The sequence below is a fragment of the Glutamicibacter sp. X7 genome, assembly GCF_054889245.1.
Genome location: NZ_CM142678.1, coordinates 2621293 through 2640784 on the forward strand (window position 1 = coordinate 2621293; position 19492 = coordinate 2640784).

Sequence of the window (19492 nt, forward strand, 5' to 3'; positions counted from 1 at the left end):
TCACAAGCGATTCGAACAAGTGCTAATGTGTGCGATTCACTATTCGGCCCGGGGCGATCTCAGTCCCCGGAAGCAAGTGTCTCCGCTAGCTCAGCTCAGAGACCGCTTGCGCCAGCGATGCGGTGCGCTCACGTAGCTGGGACCGATCACCGCGCACTTCGATGATACGGAGGCCGCAAGGCACTGTCTGTAGTACTTCGCTGAGCTCTTCGCGCGAGGTGATCGCTACATGGTCCCAGCCATAGGCCCCCGCCAACGCGCGGAGGTCGGCCGCATGCGGTGTGGCGAACAGTCGTTCAACCCACGAGCCGTAGCGTCCGCTGTACTGCACGGCACCGTGCTCAAGGGTGGAGAAGATGGCTCCTCCGGCATCGTTGAACACGACGACATCGAGGTCCGGCCGGGCTTCCTCCGGGTTCCAAGCTAGAGCTCCGGCATCGTGCAAGAAGGTAATGTCGCCCATCACGGCGCGGGTGGGCTCCCCTGAAGCTAGTGCCAGACCCAGTGCCGTGGAGACGGTTCCATCGATGCCAGCCAACCCGCGATTGGCGAAGACCGGCCCCTGCGAGACCTCATGTGGCATGGCGGAAAGGTCTAGGTCTCGAATGACCATGGACGAACCGATGAGTAAGGGCCCGTGCTGGGTGCGCCAGAGTTCCTCGGCGAGCGCCCAGCCGCTGATCCCCGGTTCGTTGTCGATCGCGGCCCGGAGCCTGACGGCTTGGCTATCGAGTCCCTGCCAGTGTTCCAACCAGCCCTGCGGGGCACGTCCGGCAAACCGAACAAGCTCCTCGGCCTCGGCGATGACCCGTTGTGCGCGGCGCCCCGGCTCGTACCAGGCAACAGGGTGGGGCTGCCAGATGACGCTAGGGATATCCGTGCGGGCCAGTAAGGCGTTGACCGGTCGGCTCAGCGTCGGGCGCCCGAAGAGAACCACACGTTCAATGTCCTTCTCCATAACGGAAAGCAACAGACGGTAGGCGGCAATAGCGTTGGGGCCGCTCCGTGCGTTGGAGGAAGGTTCGGCCAGCAGCGGTAAACCCAGTGCTTGGGCGAAGCTTTGGGCTTCGGGTCCGGCCTGATGTCCGGCGAGTACGACCGTGCGTCGCTCGGCCAGTTGCTCCGGCAACGTCCAATGCAGTGTGTCTGCTGGTTCTTTGGGTGCCACAGGTAACTGGTTGGGAGTGTCGCTTTCCCGTTTGAGCTCGGCCGTGGCTTCGGGGACCAGCGGGTCGCGAAACTCTACGTTTAATTGCACGGGACCGGGTGCCTGCGCGCTGTCTCCGTCTAGCGCGGCCAGTGCCGCTTGGACCTGCACGCTAGGGTCGGTTCCGGCCTCGATGTTCAGGCTGGCCCGGGCATGATCTCCGAAGAGTCCGCGTTGTCTTGTGGTTTGGCTGGCCCCGGTACCGTGAAGCTCTCCGGGACGATCGGCGCTGAGCACTAGGAGCTTGGTGGCGGCGTGATTTGCCTCCATCACGGCCGGTAGCAGTTGCCCCACCGCCGAGCCGCTGGTGACAATGATGGCCACGGGGCGGTCGGATCCTTGGGATAGACCCAACGCCAAAAAACCTGCCGAGCGTTCGTCCAGTCGCACGTGCACCCGCAGCCGTTCCGTTGCGGCGTATTCTGCGATGGCATAAGCCAATGGGGCGCTGCGCGACCCGGGGCTAAGCACCACATCTCGAATACCAGCGGTGATCAGTATCCCCAGTAGCCGACGTGCCGTTTCGATGGCAGGGATCGGTGTGGTGCCGGGGTTGCTCACGTCTCTGGCCTTGCCTCTTCTTCAAGTAATGCTGACGAGCACCAGTTTAGTCCGCCTCGACCACGTACCCTCGCTCGATGCTTGCCGTGGACGACGCACAGATGAAGGATGGTGGCATGTCTTACACGCCAATGTTTCTGATCATGCCCTTTCTCATGTACGCGCTCGGCGCCGTCATTCTTTATTATGTGATCTCTTTCGCGGTCACCAGCGGTATTCGGCGCTACCACCGGCAAGAGCAGGCGCGCGGCAACGGTGGTAGCTCAGGTCCCAAGGTCTATTAATGAACGCCGGGCGCCGCCATACTTCCGTGAATTCTGGAGCGTGGCGGCGCCCGGCGCACTGTGCAGTGGAGGCGATTACTTTGCCTTCTTGGCCTTCTTGCCGTGGGTCACCGTCTTGGTCACCTGAACCACTGAGGGACGCGGTCCGTAGAACTGGCCCTTCTTCGCTTCGCCGGGTGCCGTGACGTAGTCCGGGAATAGCGAGGCCGGCTGGGCGTAGCTGCCGCCCTCCCCCGGGTGTTGGACCGCGACGAAGACGGAATCGTCGCGGTCGTGGACTACCGGCCCACAGGTTTCGGCGCCGGTAGGCACGGCGAGGAACTGCTCAACGCGGCCACGCTCGGGCCCTTCAAGCGTCACCTTATGTAGCGCATCGGATAGGCCGATCGAGCTCGGTGCACCGTCGGTGGAGATCCACAGGTTCCCCGACGAGTCGAAGGCTAGGTTATCCGGGCAAGAAATTGGGGAAACCTTCTCGGCCGGGTACCCGGCGAAGTAGGTCGAGGAGTTGATCCGCGGGTCACCGGCCACCAGCAAGATGTTCCAGGTAAAGCGTCGCGCGGACGCATCGTTGCCAGCTTCGGTCAGTTCTAGGATGTGCCCATCGCGGTTACGCACGCGTGGCGCGACCTCGGTGGCTCCTTCCTTACCGTCCTTGCCGCGATCCGAGTTGTTGGTCAGCGCCACGTACAGCTTGCCCGAGACCGGGCTCGGCTCAACGTCTTCCGGGCGGTCCATTTTCGTTGCACCGGCCTTGTCGGCGGCAAGACGCGTGAAGACCAGGACCTGCTCCACGCTCATGCCAGATACCATCGACTTGCCGTCCAGAACCAGAGGCAGCCATTCGCCGGTACCGTCGAATGCGCCATCGGCAGGGAGCTGACCGCTGCCGTCAATTTCGCTGGCCGGCGAGTTGCCGTTGAAACGAGCCACAAACAAGTCACCCTCGGAAAGGAGGGTCATATTGTGTGCGCGGTCGTTACGCTTGTAGCTGTTCTTCGAGACGAACTTGTAGAGGTATTCGAACTTCGAATCGTCCCCGGAGTAGGCCACTGCCTTGCCGTTCGCGGCAATGCGCACGTTGGCACCTTCGTGCTTGAAGCGACCGAGGTTGGTGTGCTTGACCGGGGTTGACTTAGGGTCCTGCGGATCGATTTCGACGACCCAACCAAATCGGTTGGCCTCATTTTCGAATCCGGCATTGTTCAACCCGAAGCGCGGGTCGGTTTCTTCCCAGCCGCGGCTGGTGGATTTGGCGTCGATTCCGTAGCGAGCTTCTTCCGCCGTTCCACGACCCACGAAATACTGGTTGAAGTTCTCTTCGCCGCTGAGCACGGTCCCCCAGGGGGTGGTTCCACCCGAGCAGTTGTTCAGGGTGCCGAGCACCTTGGTGCCGGTCGGATCGGCGGCGGTTTTCAGCAACTCGCTGCCGGCTGCTGGACCATCGACGCTGAATTCGGTGCTCATTGTGATGCGGCGGTTGCGTTCGCCGCCCTGAACGTAGCGCCAGCGTCGGTCGCGCTTCTTGCGTTCGATTTCGACCACCGAGAATCCATGGGCTTCCATTGCGGTGCGGCGGGCCTCATCCTTATTGGCTTCGAACCACTCGCTGTCGAACATCATGTCTTCGTTGGTGTATTCGTGGTTGGCCACCAGCACTCCGGTACGACCGGAATACTTGTCGGCGATGATGTCCAAGTAATCGCAGTTGTACCCGAACTGGCCGGCCTGAGCCCGTGCGCTCTGCTTGGTCGGGTCGAAGGGGCGGCTGTTCTTGAATAACGGGTCGCCCCAGCGGATGATGGGGTGCCAGTCATAACCCTCGGGCACGGTAACGGTGTCAACGGAACGGGAAACCGGTTCAATGGCCTCAAACCGCAGGTGGTTGCCGTTGCCGCCGCGTTTAGCATCCACGGTGATGGCTTGCGCGGAACCGGTACCGAGCAAGCTCGGGCCGACCACAATGGCCGAGGCGCCGATGGCCCCCAAACCGAGCATGCGCCGACGTGACAGTGCGGTGTCGGCGATGTCGGCAAAGTAGCTGTTCGAGCTGGTGTTGCAGTCAGGGCTGACACAGGCGTCACCGCACTTGAAGTGGCAGGTGGCGGCGGAGCGTCCGCCGCGGGTATGTCCGAGCATGGGCAGGAGCGTGCGTTTAGCGTCCATGGTGGTCCTTCACTGTATCGGTGAAACTGGCTCTGAATTTCCGGGGAAAGAAACGATTAGAGCGTGCCACCTATAAGTGTTTCTAAGCTGACCTGAAGGTTAACGCATGGAAAATAACTGTAAGGAACTAATTCACCGAACGATGAAATTCTTCGTGACATCGGATCAATCGGTGTTGCCACCAGCGTTCGCGCTCGGGTTCCGCCCGATATGCGTTCAGCAAAGATCGATCGGGGGCGACGCGTCGAACCGGCAAGTACCCGGCCGTGGCGTGCAGTGGCTCACCGGTCACATCTCGCTCGAAAAGCGAACCCGTGGACAGCCCGCAGGCGTAAGGCAAGGACTCGAGGGTAGCGGCGAGCGCGGCGGCTTGAGCCAGCCCCACGGAGCTATCTAAGGCACTGGAAACCACCACATCAAGCCGGGCCTGTCGGGCGATCTCTAGCACCGCAGCAATACCGCCTAAGGGTTGGGCCTTGATCACCATCAGGTCGGCCGCCCCCAAGCGGGACACCTCGAGCGGGTCATCGTGTTTTCGTACCGCCTCGTCGGCGGCGATCTTCAACGAGATGCCGCGTTGGCGTAGGGCGGCTCGAAGCTCGGCTAGTCCGTGAATCCCAGGCACGGGTTGCTCGGCATACTGCAGGTCAAATTCGGACAATTGTTCAAGCGCCGCGAGTGCCTGCTCATGGGTCCAGCCGGCGTTCGCATCAACGCGTAGTGCCGCCGTAGGAAATAGTTCGCGAGCGCGACGTACTCTGGCCAGATCGTCGGAGAGCGACTGCCCGCCTTCGGCCACCTTGATCTTGATGGTGTGTGGGTCATCGTAATTAGACAGCACCTGCTCGACCTGATCGGCTGGCACAGCCGGGAGCGTCGCATTGACTGGGATCTGCTGGCGGCGGGGCTCGGGGAAGGGACGATAGGCGGCCTCGATTCCAGCCTGCAACCAGCGCGCGGCTTCGGCGGGGCCGTACTCGAGGAAGGGCGAGAATTCTCCCCACCCCGCTGGCCCTTCGATTAGCATGACTTCACGCTGTGTCACCCCACGGAATTTCACCTTCAAGGGAAGGGTCACCACGTGGGCATGCTGGAGCAGTTCATTCACATCAGGCAGATCGGCGCTCATGAACACAGCTTATCGAGGTGGCCTTTCTGACACTTCGCGATAACCGTGGTTCATGGTCGAGATGTGCAAAACTAGGGGTGCTATGACTACGACCCGTACCCTGTCTCGGCCAATCCACCTGCAATGGTGGTGGGCAGCCGCGCTACTACTTGCCATGAGCATGGTCGAGTATGTTTTCTTCGTGCGGAGCAGATCCGGGCAATGGGCCGACCAGGCTGCATTTAACGTATTTGTCGAGTTGTGGCCCAGGGCGCAGTGGCCGAACTTCCTTCACGAGTTCCTCGACCAATTGCCGCTACTGTGTGGGATTATCTCCGCCGTCTTTCTGCTGTACCGGGTGGTACGCGATCGCAGTTTCTTGCGCGCCTCACTGGCAGTGGTCGCGGTGGCTGCCGCCTTGATCACCACTCAGGTGTTCAAACACTGGATCCTTGATAGACCGGACTTCAATTTCGGAACAACTCAAAATTCCTTGCCGTCTGGACATACCACGGCCGCGGCCGCGGCCATGGGGTTGATGTATGTTATCGCCCCACCCCGGCTCCGCCCCGTCGTGCAGCCACTGGCGTGGGGATTTACGGCAGCCACCGGGCTGGCGACGCTGATCTGTGGCTGGCACCGTCCGAGTGATATTGCAGTGGGCATGATGGTAGCCACGTTCTGGTTGGTATTATCCGTGGCGCTTTTGCAACGACACCAGCCGTTAGGGTCAGCGGAAGCAATCACCACCTGGTCTCGGACCACCGGTCTAGTCAGTTTGGCTCTCTGGGCTGCGGTGATACTACTGTCATTCCTCTTGCCGCACCCGCATATCCAGAAGATTCCCCAGCTCTTACAGGTGGCCTACGGGGTTCTGGGCGTGGTGCACATTCTGGCAGGGTCGCTGGTCGCCGCGCTCTGTTTGCGCTCGGTGGTGCTGGGCCCGCGCCGTAGCTAGCCCTCCGCGCCTTGCAGTAGTCTCGCGGCTTGTTCGGAATCGGGCATGGTGACGGCGAACCGTTTACCGTTCACGGTTTCCACTACGAGCCCCTGGGTTCGGCGCATCACTACCGCACTACCGCCTGGGAAGAACCGCCAGCCCCAGCCACCCCACTGCATCGGTTCAATCAGTTCGCTGGTGGCGGCAAGCACGTTCCTGTTCTCGATCCGGCGTAAGGGGAACCCGAATAGTGCCGATCGAACCAGCAGGCCATTGCCGGTCACCCGGATCTGGATGCGAAGTAGTCCCCCGACCAAGACCACGCACACAACCTCGAGAAAGAGCATCCAGGTCAGGAGCCATAGATCGGTCTGCGGCGTGGTCAGTGCCATGATGACCGTAAAGGCCACTAGGCCAATCAGCGTCACTCCCAGCGCCCACAGCCACGCCGGGGCGTTGACGATACGCTCCATTTGGACCGTGCCCGCCGCTAGGGATTCGGACGATGCCGGAGTTTGGTTCTCTGCCGCCTTACGACCGGCGGCAATGCGCTCGGCGCGCCGCGCTTCATTCTGCCGGACCAAGGGCCCGAACAGCCCGCTGAGCGCAGCGGGTAACAACCCCATGAGGGCGGCGGCTATGCCCACCAAACCACCGGCCCCGAGCACCGCTCGCGTGGGGTCCCCCGCTAGCGCCGTCGGTACAGAGCACCCAATGAACAACCCTGCACCAACCCACGCGGTCAGCCCGCCGATGAAGAGCAGAGACAGAATCAAGGGCTTTGGAAGGTGGCGAAATATCAACACCAGCGCGGCCACCACAACTCCCACGACGCCCAAGGTCAGGCAAACGGCAAAGAACACGGCGCTATCGGTGAAACCATCCGGGTAACGAGTCGTTGACCAGTGGGTTGCAGTCACCGGCGGGAGCGAAGCACCCAATAGCCCTCGAGTGATCACAACAAGGAGCGTGGGTAATAGCATCAAGCCGATAATCCATCCACGGTGCTTGAATTGGTTGACGCTCGTGCTCGACATGCTGACAACTCCTGCCTATTGCCTCATACAGATCAATTCCACCCTAGTAGATCTCGTTCTATGCGGAATAACGGCGCGAAATCAGCGTGGCAAAGTCGCGGTTAAACACCGCTGGCGGGCCCGAAGATTCGGAGCCCGCCAACAGGTTGGTACTTCTAAAGAACAGCCAGTGCCGCCTTCGGATCGGTCATCGCATCGGCCACATAGCGCAGAAAGCCTGCCGCCGTGCCGCCGTCGCAGACTCGATGGTCGAAACTCAACGTCAACTCGCAGATTGAGCGCGCCTTGATCTTGCCCTTGTGGACCCACGGACGCTCCACCACACGGCCGATGCCAAGAATGGCGGCCTCCGGATAATTAATAATCGCGGCCGATCCGTCCACGTTGAAGACACCGTAGTTGTTGATCGTGAAGGTGCTACCCGAAAGATCCGCAACCTGTGCCTTGCCTTCGCGGGCAAGCGTGGCCAGACGAGCGAATTCCGCGGAGAGCTCCTCGGCATTGAGCTTATGGGCCCCCCGAACATTGGGCACCACGAGTCCACGGTCCGTTTGCGCGGCAAAGCCGAGGTTGACCCCGTCGAAGACGGTGTGGCGCAACTGGCCGTCGGCCTCGGTGTCGATGCGGCTGTTGAGCTCCGGGAAGCGTGCCAACCCAGCGACGGCGAAGCGCGAAATCAGCGCAAGCATGCTCGGTGCGCGACCGGTGTCGGCTTTCAATCCGGCGCGTAGTTTCAAGAGCTTGGTGACGTCCACGTCCACCCATACCGTGGCCTCGGGAATTTCGCGTCGCGAGGTGCTCATGGCATTCGCAATGGTGCGGCGCACCCCGGAAAGTACGGTGGTGGAAGCCACCGACAGGCCGGTGCGTGCATCCTCGCGCCCCTCACCGGTTGGCGCAGTCGGCGCTGCAGCCGTTGCGGCCGGAGCCGGGGCTGCTGCCGGGACAGTTTCAGGCAGAGTCTGCGCCCCGCTGATCGCGCGTTCCACGTCGGCGCGCAACACGAGGCCGTTCTCGCCACTACCAGTGAGTGTTTCCACGGCAATACCGTGTTCCCGGGCCAGTTTGCGCACAATCGGGTTGATCACGCGCACGGCTTGGGTGCCGGAGCTCGTGCCAGTGGCGGGTGCGGTGCCCTTACGGGGGCGGCGACGGCGTGAACCGGTTCGCTCGGTGCTGGAGGTACCGTAGCCAATCAGGACGTTGCCGCTGCCTTCATCGCTTTCGGCATCCGGTGCTTGGGTGCCGGCGAGTTCTTCCTCAAGGTAGGTCTGCGCTCCTTCGGCCGGAGCTTCTGGAGCCGAAGCGCCGCTTCCCCCGGTATTGACGGAGATAAAGGGCTCGTCGACCAGCATCATCTGCCCGGCCTCACCGTGCAGCGTCGCAACCGTACCGGCGAAGGGGCACGGAATCTCCACGAGCGACTTCGCGGTTTCCACCTCGGCGATGGGCTGATCCACCGCGACTTCGTCACCGGCGGCTACCATCCAACGGACCAGTTCGGCCTCGGTCAGGCCCTCCCCCAAGTCCGGGAGCAAAAAGGTCTTGATGCTCATTTACGCCTCCCACTGAAGCTGGTCGACCGCGTCGAGAATACGCTCGGCGCTGGGCAGATGGAATTTTTCAAGGGTCGGAGCCGGGTAGGGAATATCCATGCCCGTCACGCGCAGGACCGGTGCGGCCAACGAGTGGAAGCAGCGTTCCTGAACGCGAGCCACGATTTCACTGGCCACCGAGGCAAAACCCTGAGCTTCGGCGATCACCACGGCACGCCCGGTCTTGCGCACCGAGGCACCGACCGTTTCATCGTCGAAGGGGACGATCGAGCGCACGTCGACAACCTCGAGGCTCAGGCCCTCTTCGGCGGCCAAGCTGGCGGCCTCAAGCGCGGTCGACACACTCGGCCCATAGGTAATCAGCGTGGCATCCGAACCGGCGCGAGCAATTCGCGCCTTACCTTCGGACCCTGGGGTGCGGCGGGCCTCGTAGTCTTGGGCCAGCTGCGCGAGATCAACCGCTTCCTTAGACCAGTACAGCTTCTTTGGTTCGAAGAAGATGACCGGATCGGGTGAATCGATTGCTTCACGCAACATCAGGTAGGCATCTGCCACGCTCGAGGGAGTGAAGACCTTCAATCCCGGCGTGTGCGCGTAGTAGGCCTCGGAGGAATCACAGTGATGTTCCACGCCGCCCACGCCACCGGCGTACGGAATACGGATCACCATAGGCAATGGCAAACGCCCCTGCGTACGGTTGCGCATCTTCGCCACATGGGAGGCGATCTGCTCGAAAGCCGGGTAGGCGAAGGCGTCGAACTGCATTTCGATCACCGGACGCATTCCGTTCATGGCCATACCCACGGCCATACCCACAATGCCCGATTCGGCTAGCGGCGTATCAAAGCAGCGCTCCGAGCCAAAGCGATCGGTAAGTCCGTCGGTGATGCGGAATACGCCACCGAGCGTTCCCACGTCCTCACCAAAGATCACCACCGACTCGTCTGCGGTCAGTGCGTCGGCAAGGGCAGTGTTCAAGGCTTTGCCGAAGGTCACCGGCTGGTTAGCCTTGGCGGCCTGCGCTGCGGCGCTGGCGGTAGCCTTGCTGACGTTCGGGTTCAGTTCTGAGGTTGCTGCGGTGCTCATTTATGCCTCCTCGCGGGCGAGTTCATCGGCCAGCAATTCACGCTGTTCGCGCAGCTGTGCGGTGGGTTCGGAATAGACGTGGGAGAACAGCTGAAGCGGGTCGGTGTCGGCTTCCTCGTTCATGCCATCGCGCAGGGTGCTGGCCACTGCTTCGGCGTGCTCGGTGATCTTTCCTTGGACCTTCTCATCCAGGAGACCGGCATCGTCAAGGTAGGCCCGCATGCGGATTACTGGGTCCTTGGCCACCCATTCGGCTACCTCGGAGTCCTCGCGGTAACGCTTGTCGTCATCCGCGTTGGTGTGGGCCTGCATGCGGTAGGTGTGGGCTTCAATCAACAACGGTCCAGAACCCTCGCGGGCCAAGCGCACCGCGCGGCCCATGACGGCCATGAGCGCCATCAAATCGTTGCCGTCGACGCGCTCGCCGGCCATGCCATAGCCCACGGCCTTGTGTGCCAGGGAAGGGGCGGCCGACTGGTGCGCCAACGGTACCGAAATCGCGTACTTGTTGTTCTGCACGAAGAAGATCACCGGCAGTTTGAACACTGCGGCAAAGTTAAGCGCCTCGTGGAAGTCGCCTTCACTGGTGGCTCCATCGCCACACATGGCCACGACGACGGTCTGCTCCCCGCGCAATTTAGCGGCGTGGGCCACGCCGACAGCGTGCAGCAGCTGGGTGGTCAGCGGGGTGGACATCGGGGCGCAGTTATAGGCCTTCGGGTCATAGCCACAGTGCCACTCGCCACGGAAACTGGTCATCACTTCCATCGGGGCGACACCCTTGGTTAGCACCGCCACGGTGTCGCGGTAGGTCGGGAAGAGCCAGTCTCCGTCCTCGAGGCACAGGGCCGCAGCCACCTGGCAGGCCTCCTGGCCATGGCTTGATGGGTAAACGGCCATGCGACCCTGGCGCACCAGCGCCGAATTCTGGTCATTGACACGTCGACCGACGACCAGAGCCTCATAGGCTTCCAGCAGTCGAGCGGGGCTCGGCAAGGGGTATTCGTGGCCCGGCTCGGTACCCTGTTCGGCGTCGGACCGGAGCGATCCGTCCGGGTTGAGCAAATTGATCATGTGCCGTGCCGGCAACATGTAGTCCTCGGGAGTAATGCCGAATTTCCGGCTGACTTCCGAGAAGCGATTCGAGTTGTCCTCGGCGCTCATCGTCACCCACCTTTCTTGCGAGTGGTGCCCAGCAACCCCAGCGGATTGTGATTCACCTCACCCAAACATCTTTTGACAATAATTATGTCCTCAGCCTGCAATTCGTATCCAGTCGGTCCGAAAATCTTGGAAAGTTGGGATAAAAGATCGTATTATTGGAGACGAAATGTTGTCCGCAGATGAGTTTTGAGCAATCTCGTCGTATCCGCCCAAGGAGGCCCGGTGAGCACGGACCAGACCCCTAAACTCGACGATGTTGATCGCGCCATCATGGCGGAATTGACTAGGGACGGAAGACAGTCGGTCACCACGGTGGCGCAGAAGGTTCACGTCTCCCGCGCACACGCCTATTCACGCATTTCCCGACTGCAGGACTCGGGCGTGATCACTCGTTATACGGCGGTGATTGACCCGGTCAAGGCCGGCCTGACCGCTAGCGCCTACGTAACGCTCAAGCTACGCCAGCATTCGTGGCGCGAGCTGCGCGATCATCTGGCATCCATCCCCGAGGTGCACCATGTGGGACTCGTTGGCGGAAACTTCGATGTCATCTTGCTGGTGCGCGCCAAAGACAATCTCGATCTGCGCCGCGTGGTGTTCGAACATCTACAGTCGCTACCAACGGTGCTCGATACGCAAACCTTGCTGATCTTCGAAGACGCCGACACCCGCTAAAGGCCCGAACGCGGCACCGGCCAACGGCCTTAAACGCCACGCCACGGGCGGACCCTAGTAGCGGGTCCGCCCGTGGCGTGTTGGTGTAGCGTGTGGCGCTCAGTGACCGCCGGTGAAGACCGGTGGACGCTTCTCCTGGAAGGCTTTGAAACCCTCGGCATAGTCTGCGGTGTCGCACAACGCGGTCTGCGCCTTGTTCTCGGCACGCATCGAGGCCCAGAGCCCCACCCGCTGATCTCGAATCTGTGCCACAAGCTCCTTGGACGCCACGAAGGCTTCGGTGGCTCCACGCGCCACCTTGGTGATGATCGCTAGGCCTTGCTCAACCAGTTCCTCGGACGCAAAAGACCGCGAGAACAGCCCAGCCTTCACCGCCTCGGCACCGGAGATGAGTTCGGCGGTGTAAATCAGGTCCAGCGTTCGGTGCGCACCGAGTCGCTCGGTGAACAACCAGTGGCCGCCGGAGTCCAGCGTGGCCCCAAGATTGGCGAATGGGGAGCCGATCTTGGCATCTTCCGCCACGTAGACGACGTCACTGGCCACGGCGAGCCCTAAGCCGACTCCGAGGCAGGCACCATGGACCAGCGCAAAGGTGGGCGCCGGGAAGGCGGACATCTGCTCCAGCAACGGTTGCACCTTGCCGTCGAGGTAACCCATCACGTCGTCGTTCGCTGGGTCAACCGCCGAGATGTCACGCCCGGCGCAAAAGGCGCGGCCCTCACCGCGTAGCACTAAGGCTCGGACTTCTCCGGTAGCCACCGCTGCTGCCGCTCGGTCATAGGCCTCGGACAGCTCTGCCAGCGCCTGCACGTCCAGCGCGTTCATCTTCTTCGGTGCGTTTAGCGTGACATGGGCGATGCCCTCACGGATCTCAAGCTCAATCATTAATTGCTCCCGCTTCGCGCTTAGGCATCGAAATCGACGCTGAGCTTTCCGGTGGTTGGGTGGGACTGACAGGTCAGCACATATCCCTGCTCGACTTCCTCTGGTTCCAGAGCGTAGTTCTCCGCCATCGTGACCGAGCCGCTGGTGACCTTGGCGCGGCAGGTACCGCAGACGCCGCCCGCGCAGGCGAAGGGCACATCCGGACGGACGCGCAGTGCCGCATTGAGCACGGTCTCGTTGGCGGCCACCGGCGAGCGCACCTCGCCCTTGAGCCCGTCCAAATTGAAGCTGATTTCGAAGGCTTCCTCGTCCTCGGCCACCACGACCGGGCGCCCGATCTGGCCTTCGGGCCGATTCGGTTCTCCGGTGGTAAACAGCTCGAAACGGACCTTTTCGGCCGGAACGTCCAGGGCCGAAAGCTGATCGCGCACCAGTTGCACCAGTTCGAAGGGGCCGCAAAGGAACCATTCGTCGACGTTCGGCGCCTGAACCACGGTGTTTAGCAGGGTGGTTAGCTTCTCCGCATCAATACGGCCCGAGAGCAGCGGCGAGATGCGCTGTTCCCTACTGAGCACGTGGTGGAGGGCCAGCCGGGAGGGATAGCGATCCTTCAGATCGGCCAGTTCCTCGAGGAACATCACGTCCATGGCGGCCTTGTTCGCGTAGATCACGTCAAAGCGCGTATGGTCATTGGCTTCCAGAATGGTACGTGCAATGGCCAGCACCGGTGTGATGCCACTGCCGGCGGCGACGGCGACGAATTGATCCTGGGTTTCGGTGTCTACGGAACTCGGATCGTTCATCCCGGTGAGCTTGTGTTTGGAGATAAACGCTCCGGCCGGGCTCATCACGTCGATTTCGTCGCCGGCGGTTAGCTCTTCGTTCGCCCAGGTGGAGAAGATACCGCCGAGATCGCGCTTGATAGCTACCTTGATTTCGCTACCGGTCGGTGCGGCGCAGATGGAGTAGGAGCGGCGCACCTCCTGCAGTCTCCCCTCGGCATTGGGCAGTTCTTTGCGCAGGGCCACATACTGGCCGGCCACGTAGTCATATTCATCCGAGAGCTCTTCTGGGATGGCGAAGGTGACTTCGATGGAATCCTTGGTCAGCCGCCGTACCTGTGAAACGGTCAGGCGGTGAAAGGCGGCGCGACGACGCGCGGATGTGGTCTGTTCGGTCATGAGAGCACCTTGAAGTAGTCGAAGGGTTCCAGGCAGTCTTTGCAGGTGTAGAGCGCCTTGCAGGAGGTCGAGCCGAAGCGAGCGAGTTCACGAGTGTTCAGTGAGTGGCAACGCGGGCATTTAACGCTCAGACCCAAGGTCACCGGGCCTGCATGCCCGGTGCCGGTGGGGGCGGCAATGCCGTATTCGGTCAGTTTGCGTTTGCCTTCCTCACTCATCCAGTCCGTGCTCCACGCTGGGCTCAAGACGAGTTTGACCTCTACCCGGGGGTAGCCAGCGTCGGTAAACACCTCGTGTAGGTCCGAAGTGATCACATCCATCGCTGGGCACCCCGAGTAGGTGGGGGTTATGGTCACGCGCACGGTGCCGTCCTGCAACATTTGGACATCGCGTAGGATGCCCAGATCATTGATGGACAGTACCGGAATTTCCGGATCATTGACCGTGGCTGCTAGCGCGATCAGTTCTTCGCGGCTACGCTGCTCTACTGCGTTCATAACCTCCACCCGGGTCCTTGAAATTGATTGGTTTTACCTACCAGCTTGCGCCGGGGTGTTTGCGGGCCAGTACCTGCATTTCGGCGAGGATGTACCCCAAATGCTCGGAGTGTTCTCCGCCGCGCCCACGAGCCATGGCCATGCCCACCTGAGGAACTTCGAGTCCCGCGTCGGTGAGAACCTGGGTAATCTGCTGTTCCCAGTCCTCGCGCAGGCTCGAAGGTAAGACCGCGCGGTCGCCCAGACGCTCATGCAAGGCCTCGTCCTGGAACATTTCATCGACATAGGGCCAGAGGATTTCCAGTGCGTGCCGCATACGCTGCGCGGACTCTTCGGTGCCCAGTCCGAGGCGTCGGGTCCACTGCGTGGCATGGTCGCGGTGGTAGTCCACCTCTTTGACCGCCTTCGCCGCAATGGCCGCGAGGGTGGGGTCGGCCGATGCCGCGAGCTTTGAATACAACAGGTACTGGTAGATCGAAACGATGAGCTGCCGGGTGATGGTTACTCCGAAATCACCGTTGGGCTGCTCAACGATGTGCAACGAGGTGAACTCTTCCTCTTCACGCCAGTAAGCCAGATCGTCTTCCGTTTTATCCCACGCCAAACCGGCATAGGTGAGGAAGGAGCGGGCATGGCCGAGCACATCGAGGGCGATATTCCCCAAGGCCACGTCTTCTTCAAGCTCCGGGGCTCGGGAGATCCAGTGCGAGAGGCGCTGAGCCAAAATTAGGGCGTCATCGCCCAGGCGCAGGGCGTACTGGGCCAGGTCTTCGTCCGGAATAACCCCGTCGACCGCAATGTCTTCGGGGCGCAAGGCATTGCCCGGGGTCACGCGGGTGGCCGATGCTAGGGCGTCGCCGAAGCTATCGAGCGTTGCATCCAGTTCGTCGTGGTTCACAGGTGCTTCACTCCCTCGCTGGCCTTGTAATAGGTCGCGTGGCGGTAGTCCTTACCCTGTGGGGATTCGAAGAACGAATCCTTTTCATCGGGGTCCGAGGTAATGATGTCTTCGGAACGCACAACCCACAAGGAAATGCCCTCATTGCGGCGGGTGTAGAGGTCGCGGGCGTTACGCACCGCCATCTCGGCATCCGGGGCGTGTAGTGAGCCGGCGTGCACATGCGACAGGCCGCGGGCCGAACGAACAAAGACTTCCCACAGGGGCCAGGTGTTGCTGCTCATGGTTAGGCGACCTCGCTGTTCTCGTACTTGCGAGCGTAGGCGGCTGCGGCTTCGCGCACCCAGGCACCTTCGCGGTGGGCTTCGCGTCGACGTTCGAGTCGGTGCGAGTTCATCGGACCATTGCCCTTGATCACTGCCATGAATTCATCCCAGTTCAGTTCCTTGTGGATCCACCGGCCGGTCTCTTCGTCGAAACGCAGCTCCGGATCCGGCAACGTCATGCCCAGCACCTTGACCTGTTCGGCGATCATGCCGACGAAGCGCTGACGCAACTCATCGTTGGAGAAGCGCTTGATCTTCCACGCCATCGACTGTGCCGAGTTGGGCGACTGCTCATCCGGCGGCCCAAACATCATCAGCGACGGCTCGTAGAAACGGTTGATCGCGTCTTGAGCCATTTTGCGCTGTGCCTCGGTGCCGCGCGAGAGAGCCAAGAGAATCTCAAAGCCCTGACGCTGGTGGAATGATTCTTCCTTGCAGATTCGGACCATGGCTCGGCCGTACGGTCCGTACGAGGCGCGGCATAGCGGCACCTGGTTGGCGATTGCGGCGCCATCGACGAGCCAGCCGATGGCCCCCATGTCGGCCCATGAACGAGCCGGGTAATTGAAAATCGACGAGTACTTCGCGCGTCCGCTCATTAGCTGATCGTTCAGTTCGTCGCGCGGCGTTCCTAGAGTCTCGGCGGCCGAGTATAGGTAGAGGCCGTGCCCTGCCTCATCTTGCACCTTGGCCATGAGGATGGACTTGCGCTTTAGCGAAGGAGCGCGGGTGATCCAGTTGGCCTCTGGCTGCATACCAATAATTTCGGAGTGCGCGTGCTGCGAAACCTGGCGCGTGAGCGTCTTGCGGTAGGCCTCGGGCATCCAGTCGCGCGGCTCAATACGCGAATCCTGCTCGATAAGGGCATCGAAGCGAGCCTGGGACTGTTCCTGCTCATAGCTGGGCACGGCACTGAGCCCTGCATTTTGCGGTGTGGTCGCGGCCATGGTTCACCTCACTGAAGTTCAATTATTTACTGACCGTTCGTTCAGTATATTGGAGTGCCCTCAGTCACGTCAACAGGTCGCAGAAAATAGAAAAACCCCCGGAAAACCGAGGTTTTCCGGGGGTAGATCCTACGTTGGACTAGCTGGCCAGTGACCGCTCGGAACGCTTTGATCCCCCAACGAACAAAGCGTCAACCGCGTAGCGACCCGGGCCAATCGGTGCCAGCGCCAAAGCGCCCACCGCAAGCACCAGTACGAGCTCCACGCCACCATCGGCCACGAACATACCGGCCGGAAGGTGTACCAGCACCCCGGCCACCAACATCTCGAGTCCCAGCAGGATGCCGACGATGCGAGTTGCCACGCCCAGAATCAGCGCCACGCCACCGGCTAGTTCCAAGGTGGCTGCGAGTGGGGCCACGAACTCCGCGGCGGGCACACCCATCTGGGCAAAGGCACCAGCGGCACCCTCGAGGGTGAACTGGAAAAATTTCTGCCAGCCGTGGGCGGCAAAAACAACACCTAGCCCTAGGCGCAGGATAAGTAGTCCGAGGGATGGGAGTGCAGCGTTATTGCGTACGGTGTTCATAACTTCGATCTTTCGGTCGACGAGGTGAGCATCAGGTGCGGGTGTTTATGCGCGCACTCGCCAATTCAACGAGTACACCTCCACCCTACCCGCAGATAATTGAAGCTTCAACGAATGTGACATAGATCGTGGAATCACCCACAACGCCCCCATTGGCTTTCAGCGCTGAGAAAACTGCACACCGCATACGGGCTGAATGCGCTTGAATAGTGCCATGACGAGCGAAACGATTGTGGCCCCGGTGGCTAAAAAGGTTCCCACCTCCCGCGTGCATCACGGTGATACTTTCACCGATGACTACGAGTGGCTCCGGAATAAGCAGGATCCCGAAGTCATCGAGCATCTCGAACGCGAAAACGCCTACACAGACGCCGTCACCGCGGACCAGCAGCAGTTGCGTGAAGACATCTTCAACGAGATCAAGGCCCGCACCGTGGAAACCGATCTCTCCGTCCCAGCTCGCCGACGCGGCTGGTGGTACTACACGCGCTCCGTGGAAGGCAAGCCCTACACCATTCAGTGCCGACTACGCGCCGCCGATACCGGCAACCCCACCGCCGACTGGACCCCACCAACCATTAGCGCCGAGACCACCATCGAGGGCGAAGAAGTTCTCATCGATGGTAACGAATTGGCCGAGGGACACAGCTTTTTCGCCCTCGGTGGGATGAGTATCAGCCAGGACACCAACCTGCTGGCGTACTGCATCGACACCACCGGCGACGAGCGATTCACGCTCTACATCAAGGATCTGCGCACCGGACAGCTGTTACCCGACGTAATTGAGGGTGTCTTCTACGGCCTGGCCTTCTCCCCCGACGCCCAGCGGATCTATTACACGGTGGTCGATGACACCTGGCGCCCGCATCAGATCAAGGTCCACGTACTAGGTACCGATCCAGCCAGCGACGAGCTCGTATTCCAAGAGGACGATCCCGGCATGTGGCTCGGTTTCGATTTGAGCGCCGACAAGCGACAGTTGCTGATCTCCAGCGGCAACTCCGAGTACGCCGAAACCAGCGCGCTGGATCTCACCGACCCGCAGGCCACGGTCCAGCTTCTGGTCCCGCGCAGTCTACGCCTGTTGCATTCGGTGGAACTGACCGCGCAAACTCCCGCCCAGGCGATCATCACCCATGACCATCAGGCGCCGAATAACATGCTGTCGTTGGCGATGCTCGATGAACTGGGCGCGGACGCCGACCCCAGCAGCTGGCGCACCCTCGTATCCCACCGCGACGACGTCAAGCTCGAAGGCTCGCTACTGACCTCCAGTCATGTGGTGCTCGCCGTGCGACGCGATACCTGCGAGCGGGTCCAACTCCTGCCGCTGGAGCACCTTGGTACCGACCAACAGCGTCCGGTCAGTGAACCGGACTTCGGCGAAGAATTATTCACCGCCTCTCCTGTGATGGCGAATCTGGAGGCACCGCTGATCCGGATCAGCTATACCTCGGACTTCACACCGGCTCGTGTCTATGACTACTGGCTAGCCACCGGCGAGCTTGTGTTGCGCAAGCAGACTCCGGTCAATAACTACGACCCGCAGAACTATCTCGCCACCCGCGAATGGGCCACCGCAGCCGACGGCACCAAGATTCCATTGACCATCCTGCGGCGCGCGGATGTGGACGCCTCCACGCCACGCCCGGTACTCATCTATGGCTATGGCTCCTACGAAGTATCCATGGACCCGGGCTTCGGCATTCCACGGCTAAGCCTGCTCGACCGCGGCGTGGTCTTCGTCATCGCGCATATCCGCGGTGGTGGCGAGCTCGGCCGCAATTGGTATCTCGAGGGTAAGAAGCTAGCCAAGAAGAACACCTTCACCGACTTCATCGCAGCCACCGAGCACCTTATTCGCACCGGATGGGCCGATCCGCAGCGGATCGTCGCCCTAGGCGGTTCGGCCGGTGGGCTACTGATGGGCGCGATCTGCAACTTGGCCCCTTCCCTCTATACCGCGGTGATCGCGCAAGTGCCTTTCGTCGATGCGCTGAACACCATCCTGGACCCCGAGCTGCCGCTTTCGGCCTTGGAATGGGAGGAGTGGGGTAACCCGATCACCGATGAAGAGGTGTATCGCTACATGAAGTCCTACTCGCCCTATGAAAATATCGCGGCAGTGCCCTATCCACGGATTGCCGCGGTCACCTCGCTACATGACACCCGCGTGCTCTACGTCGAGCCAGCGAAGTGGGTGGCCAAGCTGCGCGAGGTCACAACCGGCGACGCCCCGATCGTCTTGAAGACCGAAATGGACGGGGGCCACGGAGGGGCTTCCGGACGTTATGAAGGTTGGAAGACGCGGGCTTGGGACTATGCCTTTGCCCTTGACGCGTTGGGCCTGAACCCCGGCGCCGAGCACTAGGGAACCCACCTTCT

At 61.4% G+C, this 19492-nt stretch carries 18 protein-coding genes; 4 read left to right on the plus strand and 14 right to left on the minus strand.

All coding sequences use genetic code 11. The annotated features are described in order from the left end of the window. Positions 1–85: 85 nt before the first annotated feature. On the minus strand, positions 86–1768 hold the full coding sequence (gene menD, locus ACYU0X_RS12555; protein WP_461901033.1) for a 2-succinyl-5-enolpyruvyl-6-hydroxy-3-cyclohexene-1-carboxylic-acid synthase: 1683 nt from the start codon (positions 1766–1768) through the stop codon (positions 86–88). 116 nt (positions 1769–1884) lie between these two features. On the opposite strand from menD, the gene ACYU0X_RS12560 reads away from it, so the two are divergent. Then, positions 1885–2052 carry a hypothetical protein gene (locus tag ACYU0X_RS12560; protein ID WP_461901034.1) on the plus strand — a complete coding sequence of 56 codons (168 nt, stop codon included), beginning with the start codon at positions 1885–1887 and terminating at the stop codon, positions 2050–2052. 75 nt (positions 2053–2127) lie between these two features. Here the strand turns inward: ACYU0X_RS12560 and ACYU0X_RS12565 are convergent, their stop codons facing one another. Beyond that, the gene (locus ACYU0X_RS12565; protein ID WP_418907161.1) at positions 2128–4218 is read right to left on the minus strand and encodes a PhoX family protein; all 2091 of its coding nucleotides are present in this window, start codon (positions 4216–4218) and stop codon (positions 2128–2130) included. A gap of 127 nt (positions 4219–4345) precedes the next feature. Then, positions 4346–5347 carry an o-succinylbenzoate synthase gene (locus tag ACYU0X_RS12570; RefSeq protein ID WP_418907162.1) on the minus strand — a complete coding sequence of 334 codons (1002 nt, stop codon included), beginning with the start codon at positions 5345–5347 and terminating at the stop codon, positions 4346–4348. Between the two features lie 82 nt (positions 5348–5429). Between ACYU0X_RS12570 and ACYU0X_RS12575 the strand changes: the two genes are divergently transcribed. Further along, on the plus strand, positions 5430–6284 hold the full coding sequence (locus ACYU0X_RS12575; protein ID WP_461901036.1) for a phosphatase PAP2 family protein: 855 nt from the start codon (positions 5430–5432) through the stop codon (positions 6282–6284). Here the strand turns inward: ACYU0X_RS12575 and ACYU0X_RS12580 are convergent. From ACYU0X_RS12580 to pdhA, 4 genes are all read right to left on the minus strand, one after another. Then, on the minus strand, positions 6281–7303 hold the full coding sequence (locus ACYU0X_RS12580) for a hypothetical protein (protein ID WP_461901038.1): 1023 nt from the start codon (positions 7301–7303) through the stop codon (positions 6281–6283). The genes ACYU0X_RS12575 and ACYU0X_RS12580 overlap by 4 nt on opposite strands. Before the next feature lie 155 nt (positions 7304–7458). Beyond that, the gene (locus ACYU0X_RS12585) at positions 7459–8859 is read right to left on the minus strand and encodes a dihydrolipoamide acetyltransferase family protein (RefSeq protein ID WP_418907165.1); all 1401 of its coding nucleotides are present in this window, start codon (positions 8857–8859) and stop codon (positions 7459–7461) included. Further along, on the minus strand, positions 8860–9945 hold the full coding sequence (locus ACYU0X_RS12590) for an alpha-ketoacid dehydrogenase subunit beta (RefSeq protein WP_418907166.1): 1086 nt from the start codon (positions 9943–9945) through the stop codon (positions 8860–8862). Then, positions 9946–11109 (minus strand): pyruvate dehydrogenase (acetyl-transferring) E1 component subunit alpha, encoded by a 1164-nt coding sequence (gene pdhA / locus ACYU0X_RS12595; RefSeq protein WP_461901041.1) that lies wholly within the window; start codon positions 11107–11109, stop codon positions 9946–9948. It abuts the gene before it with no gap. A gap of 222 nt (positions 11110–11331) precedes the next feature. Here pdhA and ACYU0X_RS12600 point away from each other — a divergent pair, with 222 nt between their 5' ends. Further along, a complete protein-coding gene (locus ACYU0X_RS12600; RefSeq protein ID WP_396275191.1) occupies positions 11332–11784 on the plus strand; it encodes an Lrp/AsnC family transcriptional regulator in 453 nt (150 codons plus the stop codon). Between the two features lie 99 nt (positions 11785–11883). On the opposite strand, the gene ACYU0X_RS12605 is transcribed toward ACYU0X_RS12600, so the two are convergent. From ACYU0X_RS12605 to ACYU0X_RS12635, 7 genes are all read right to left on the minus strand, one after another. Further along, positions 11884–12669, minus strand: a complete 786-nt coding sequence (locus ACYU0X_RS12605; protein WP_418907168.1) for an enoyl-CoA hydratase/isomerase family protein — start codon at positions 12667–12669, stop codon at positions 11884–11886. A gap of 20 nt (positions 12670–12689) precedes the next feature. Next, the gene (paaE, locus tag ACYU0X_RS12610) at positions 12690–13850 is read right to left on the minus strand and encodes a 1,2-phenylacetyl-CoA epoxidase subunit PaaE (RefSeq protein WP_461901043.1); all 1161 of its coding nucleotides are present in this window, start codon (positions 13848–13850) and stop codon (positions 12690–12692) included. Continuing rightward, positions 13847–14347: a 1,2-phenylacetyl-CoA epoxidase subunit PaaD gene (gene paaD / locus ACYU0X_RS12615; RefSeq protein WP_418907170.1), complete on the minus strand. Its 501-nt coding sequence runs from the start codon at positions 14345–14347 to the stop codon at positions 13847–13849. Before paaD ends, paaE begins: the two co-directional genes overlap by 4 nt. 37 nt (positions 14348–14384) lie before the next feature. Next, positions 14385–15245: a 1,2-phenylacetyl-CoA epoxidase subunit PaaC gene (gene paaC / locus ACYU0X_RS12620; protein ID WP_418907171.1), complete on the minus strand. Its 861-nt coding sequence runs from the start codon at positions 15243–15245 to the stop codon at positions 14385–14387. Continuing rightward, positions 15242–15529: a 1,2-phenylacetyl-CoA epoxidase subunit PaaB gene (gene paaB, locus ACYU0X_RS12625; RefSeq protein WP_309406082.1), complete on the minus strand. Its 288-nt coding sequence runs from the start codon at positions 15527–15529 to the stop codon at positions 15242–15244. The genes paaC and paaB overlap by 4 nt, the downstream gene beginning before the upstream one ends. 2 nt (positions 15530–15531) lie before the next feature. Continuing rightward, positions 15532–16518 (minus strand): 1,2-phenylacetyl-CoA epoxidase subunit PaaA, encoded by a 987-nt coding sequence (gene paaA, locus ACYU0X_RS12630; RefSeq protein WP_309406080.1) that lies wholly within the window; start codon positions 16516–16518, stop codon positions 15532–15534. Positions 16519–16657: 139 nt separating this feature from the next. Further along, the gene (locus ACYU0X_RS12635) at positions 16658–17107 is read right to left on the minus strand and encodes a DoxX family protein (protein ID WP_461901045.1); all 450 of its coding nucleotides are present in this window, start codon (positions 17105–17107) and stop codon (positions 16658–16660) included. Positions 17108–17321: 214 nt separating this feature from the next. Here ACYU0X_RS12635 and ACYU0X_RS12640 point away from each other — a divergent pair, with 214 nt between their 5' ends. Continuing rightward, positions 17322–19478: a S9 family peptidase gene (locus ACYU0X_RS12640; RefSeq protein ID WP_461901047.1), complete on the plus strand. Its 2157-nt coding sequence runs from the start codon at positions 17322–17324 to the stop codon at positions 19476–19478. Positions 19479–19492 lie beyond the last annotated feature (14 nt).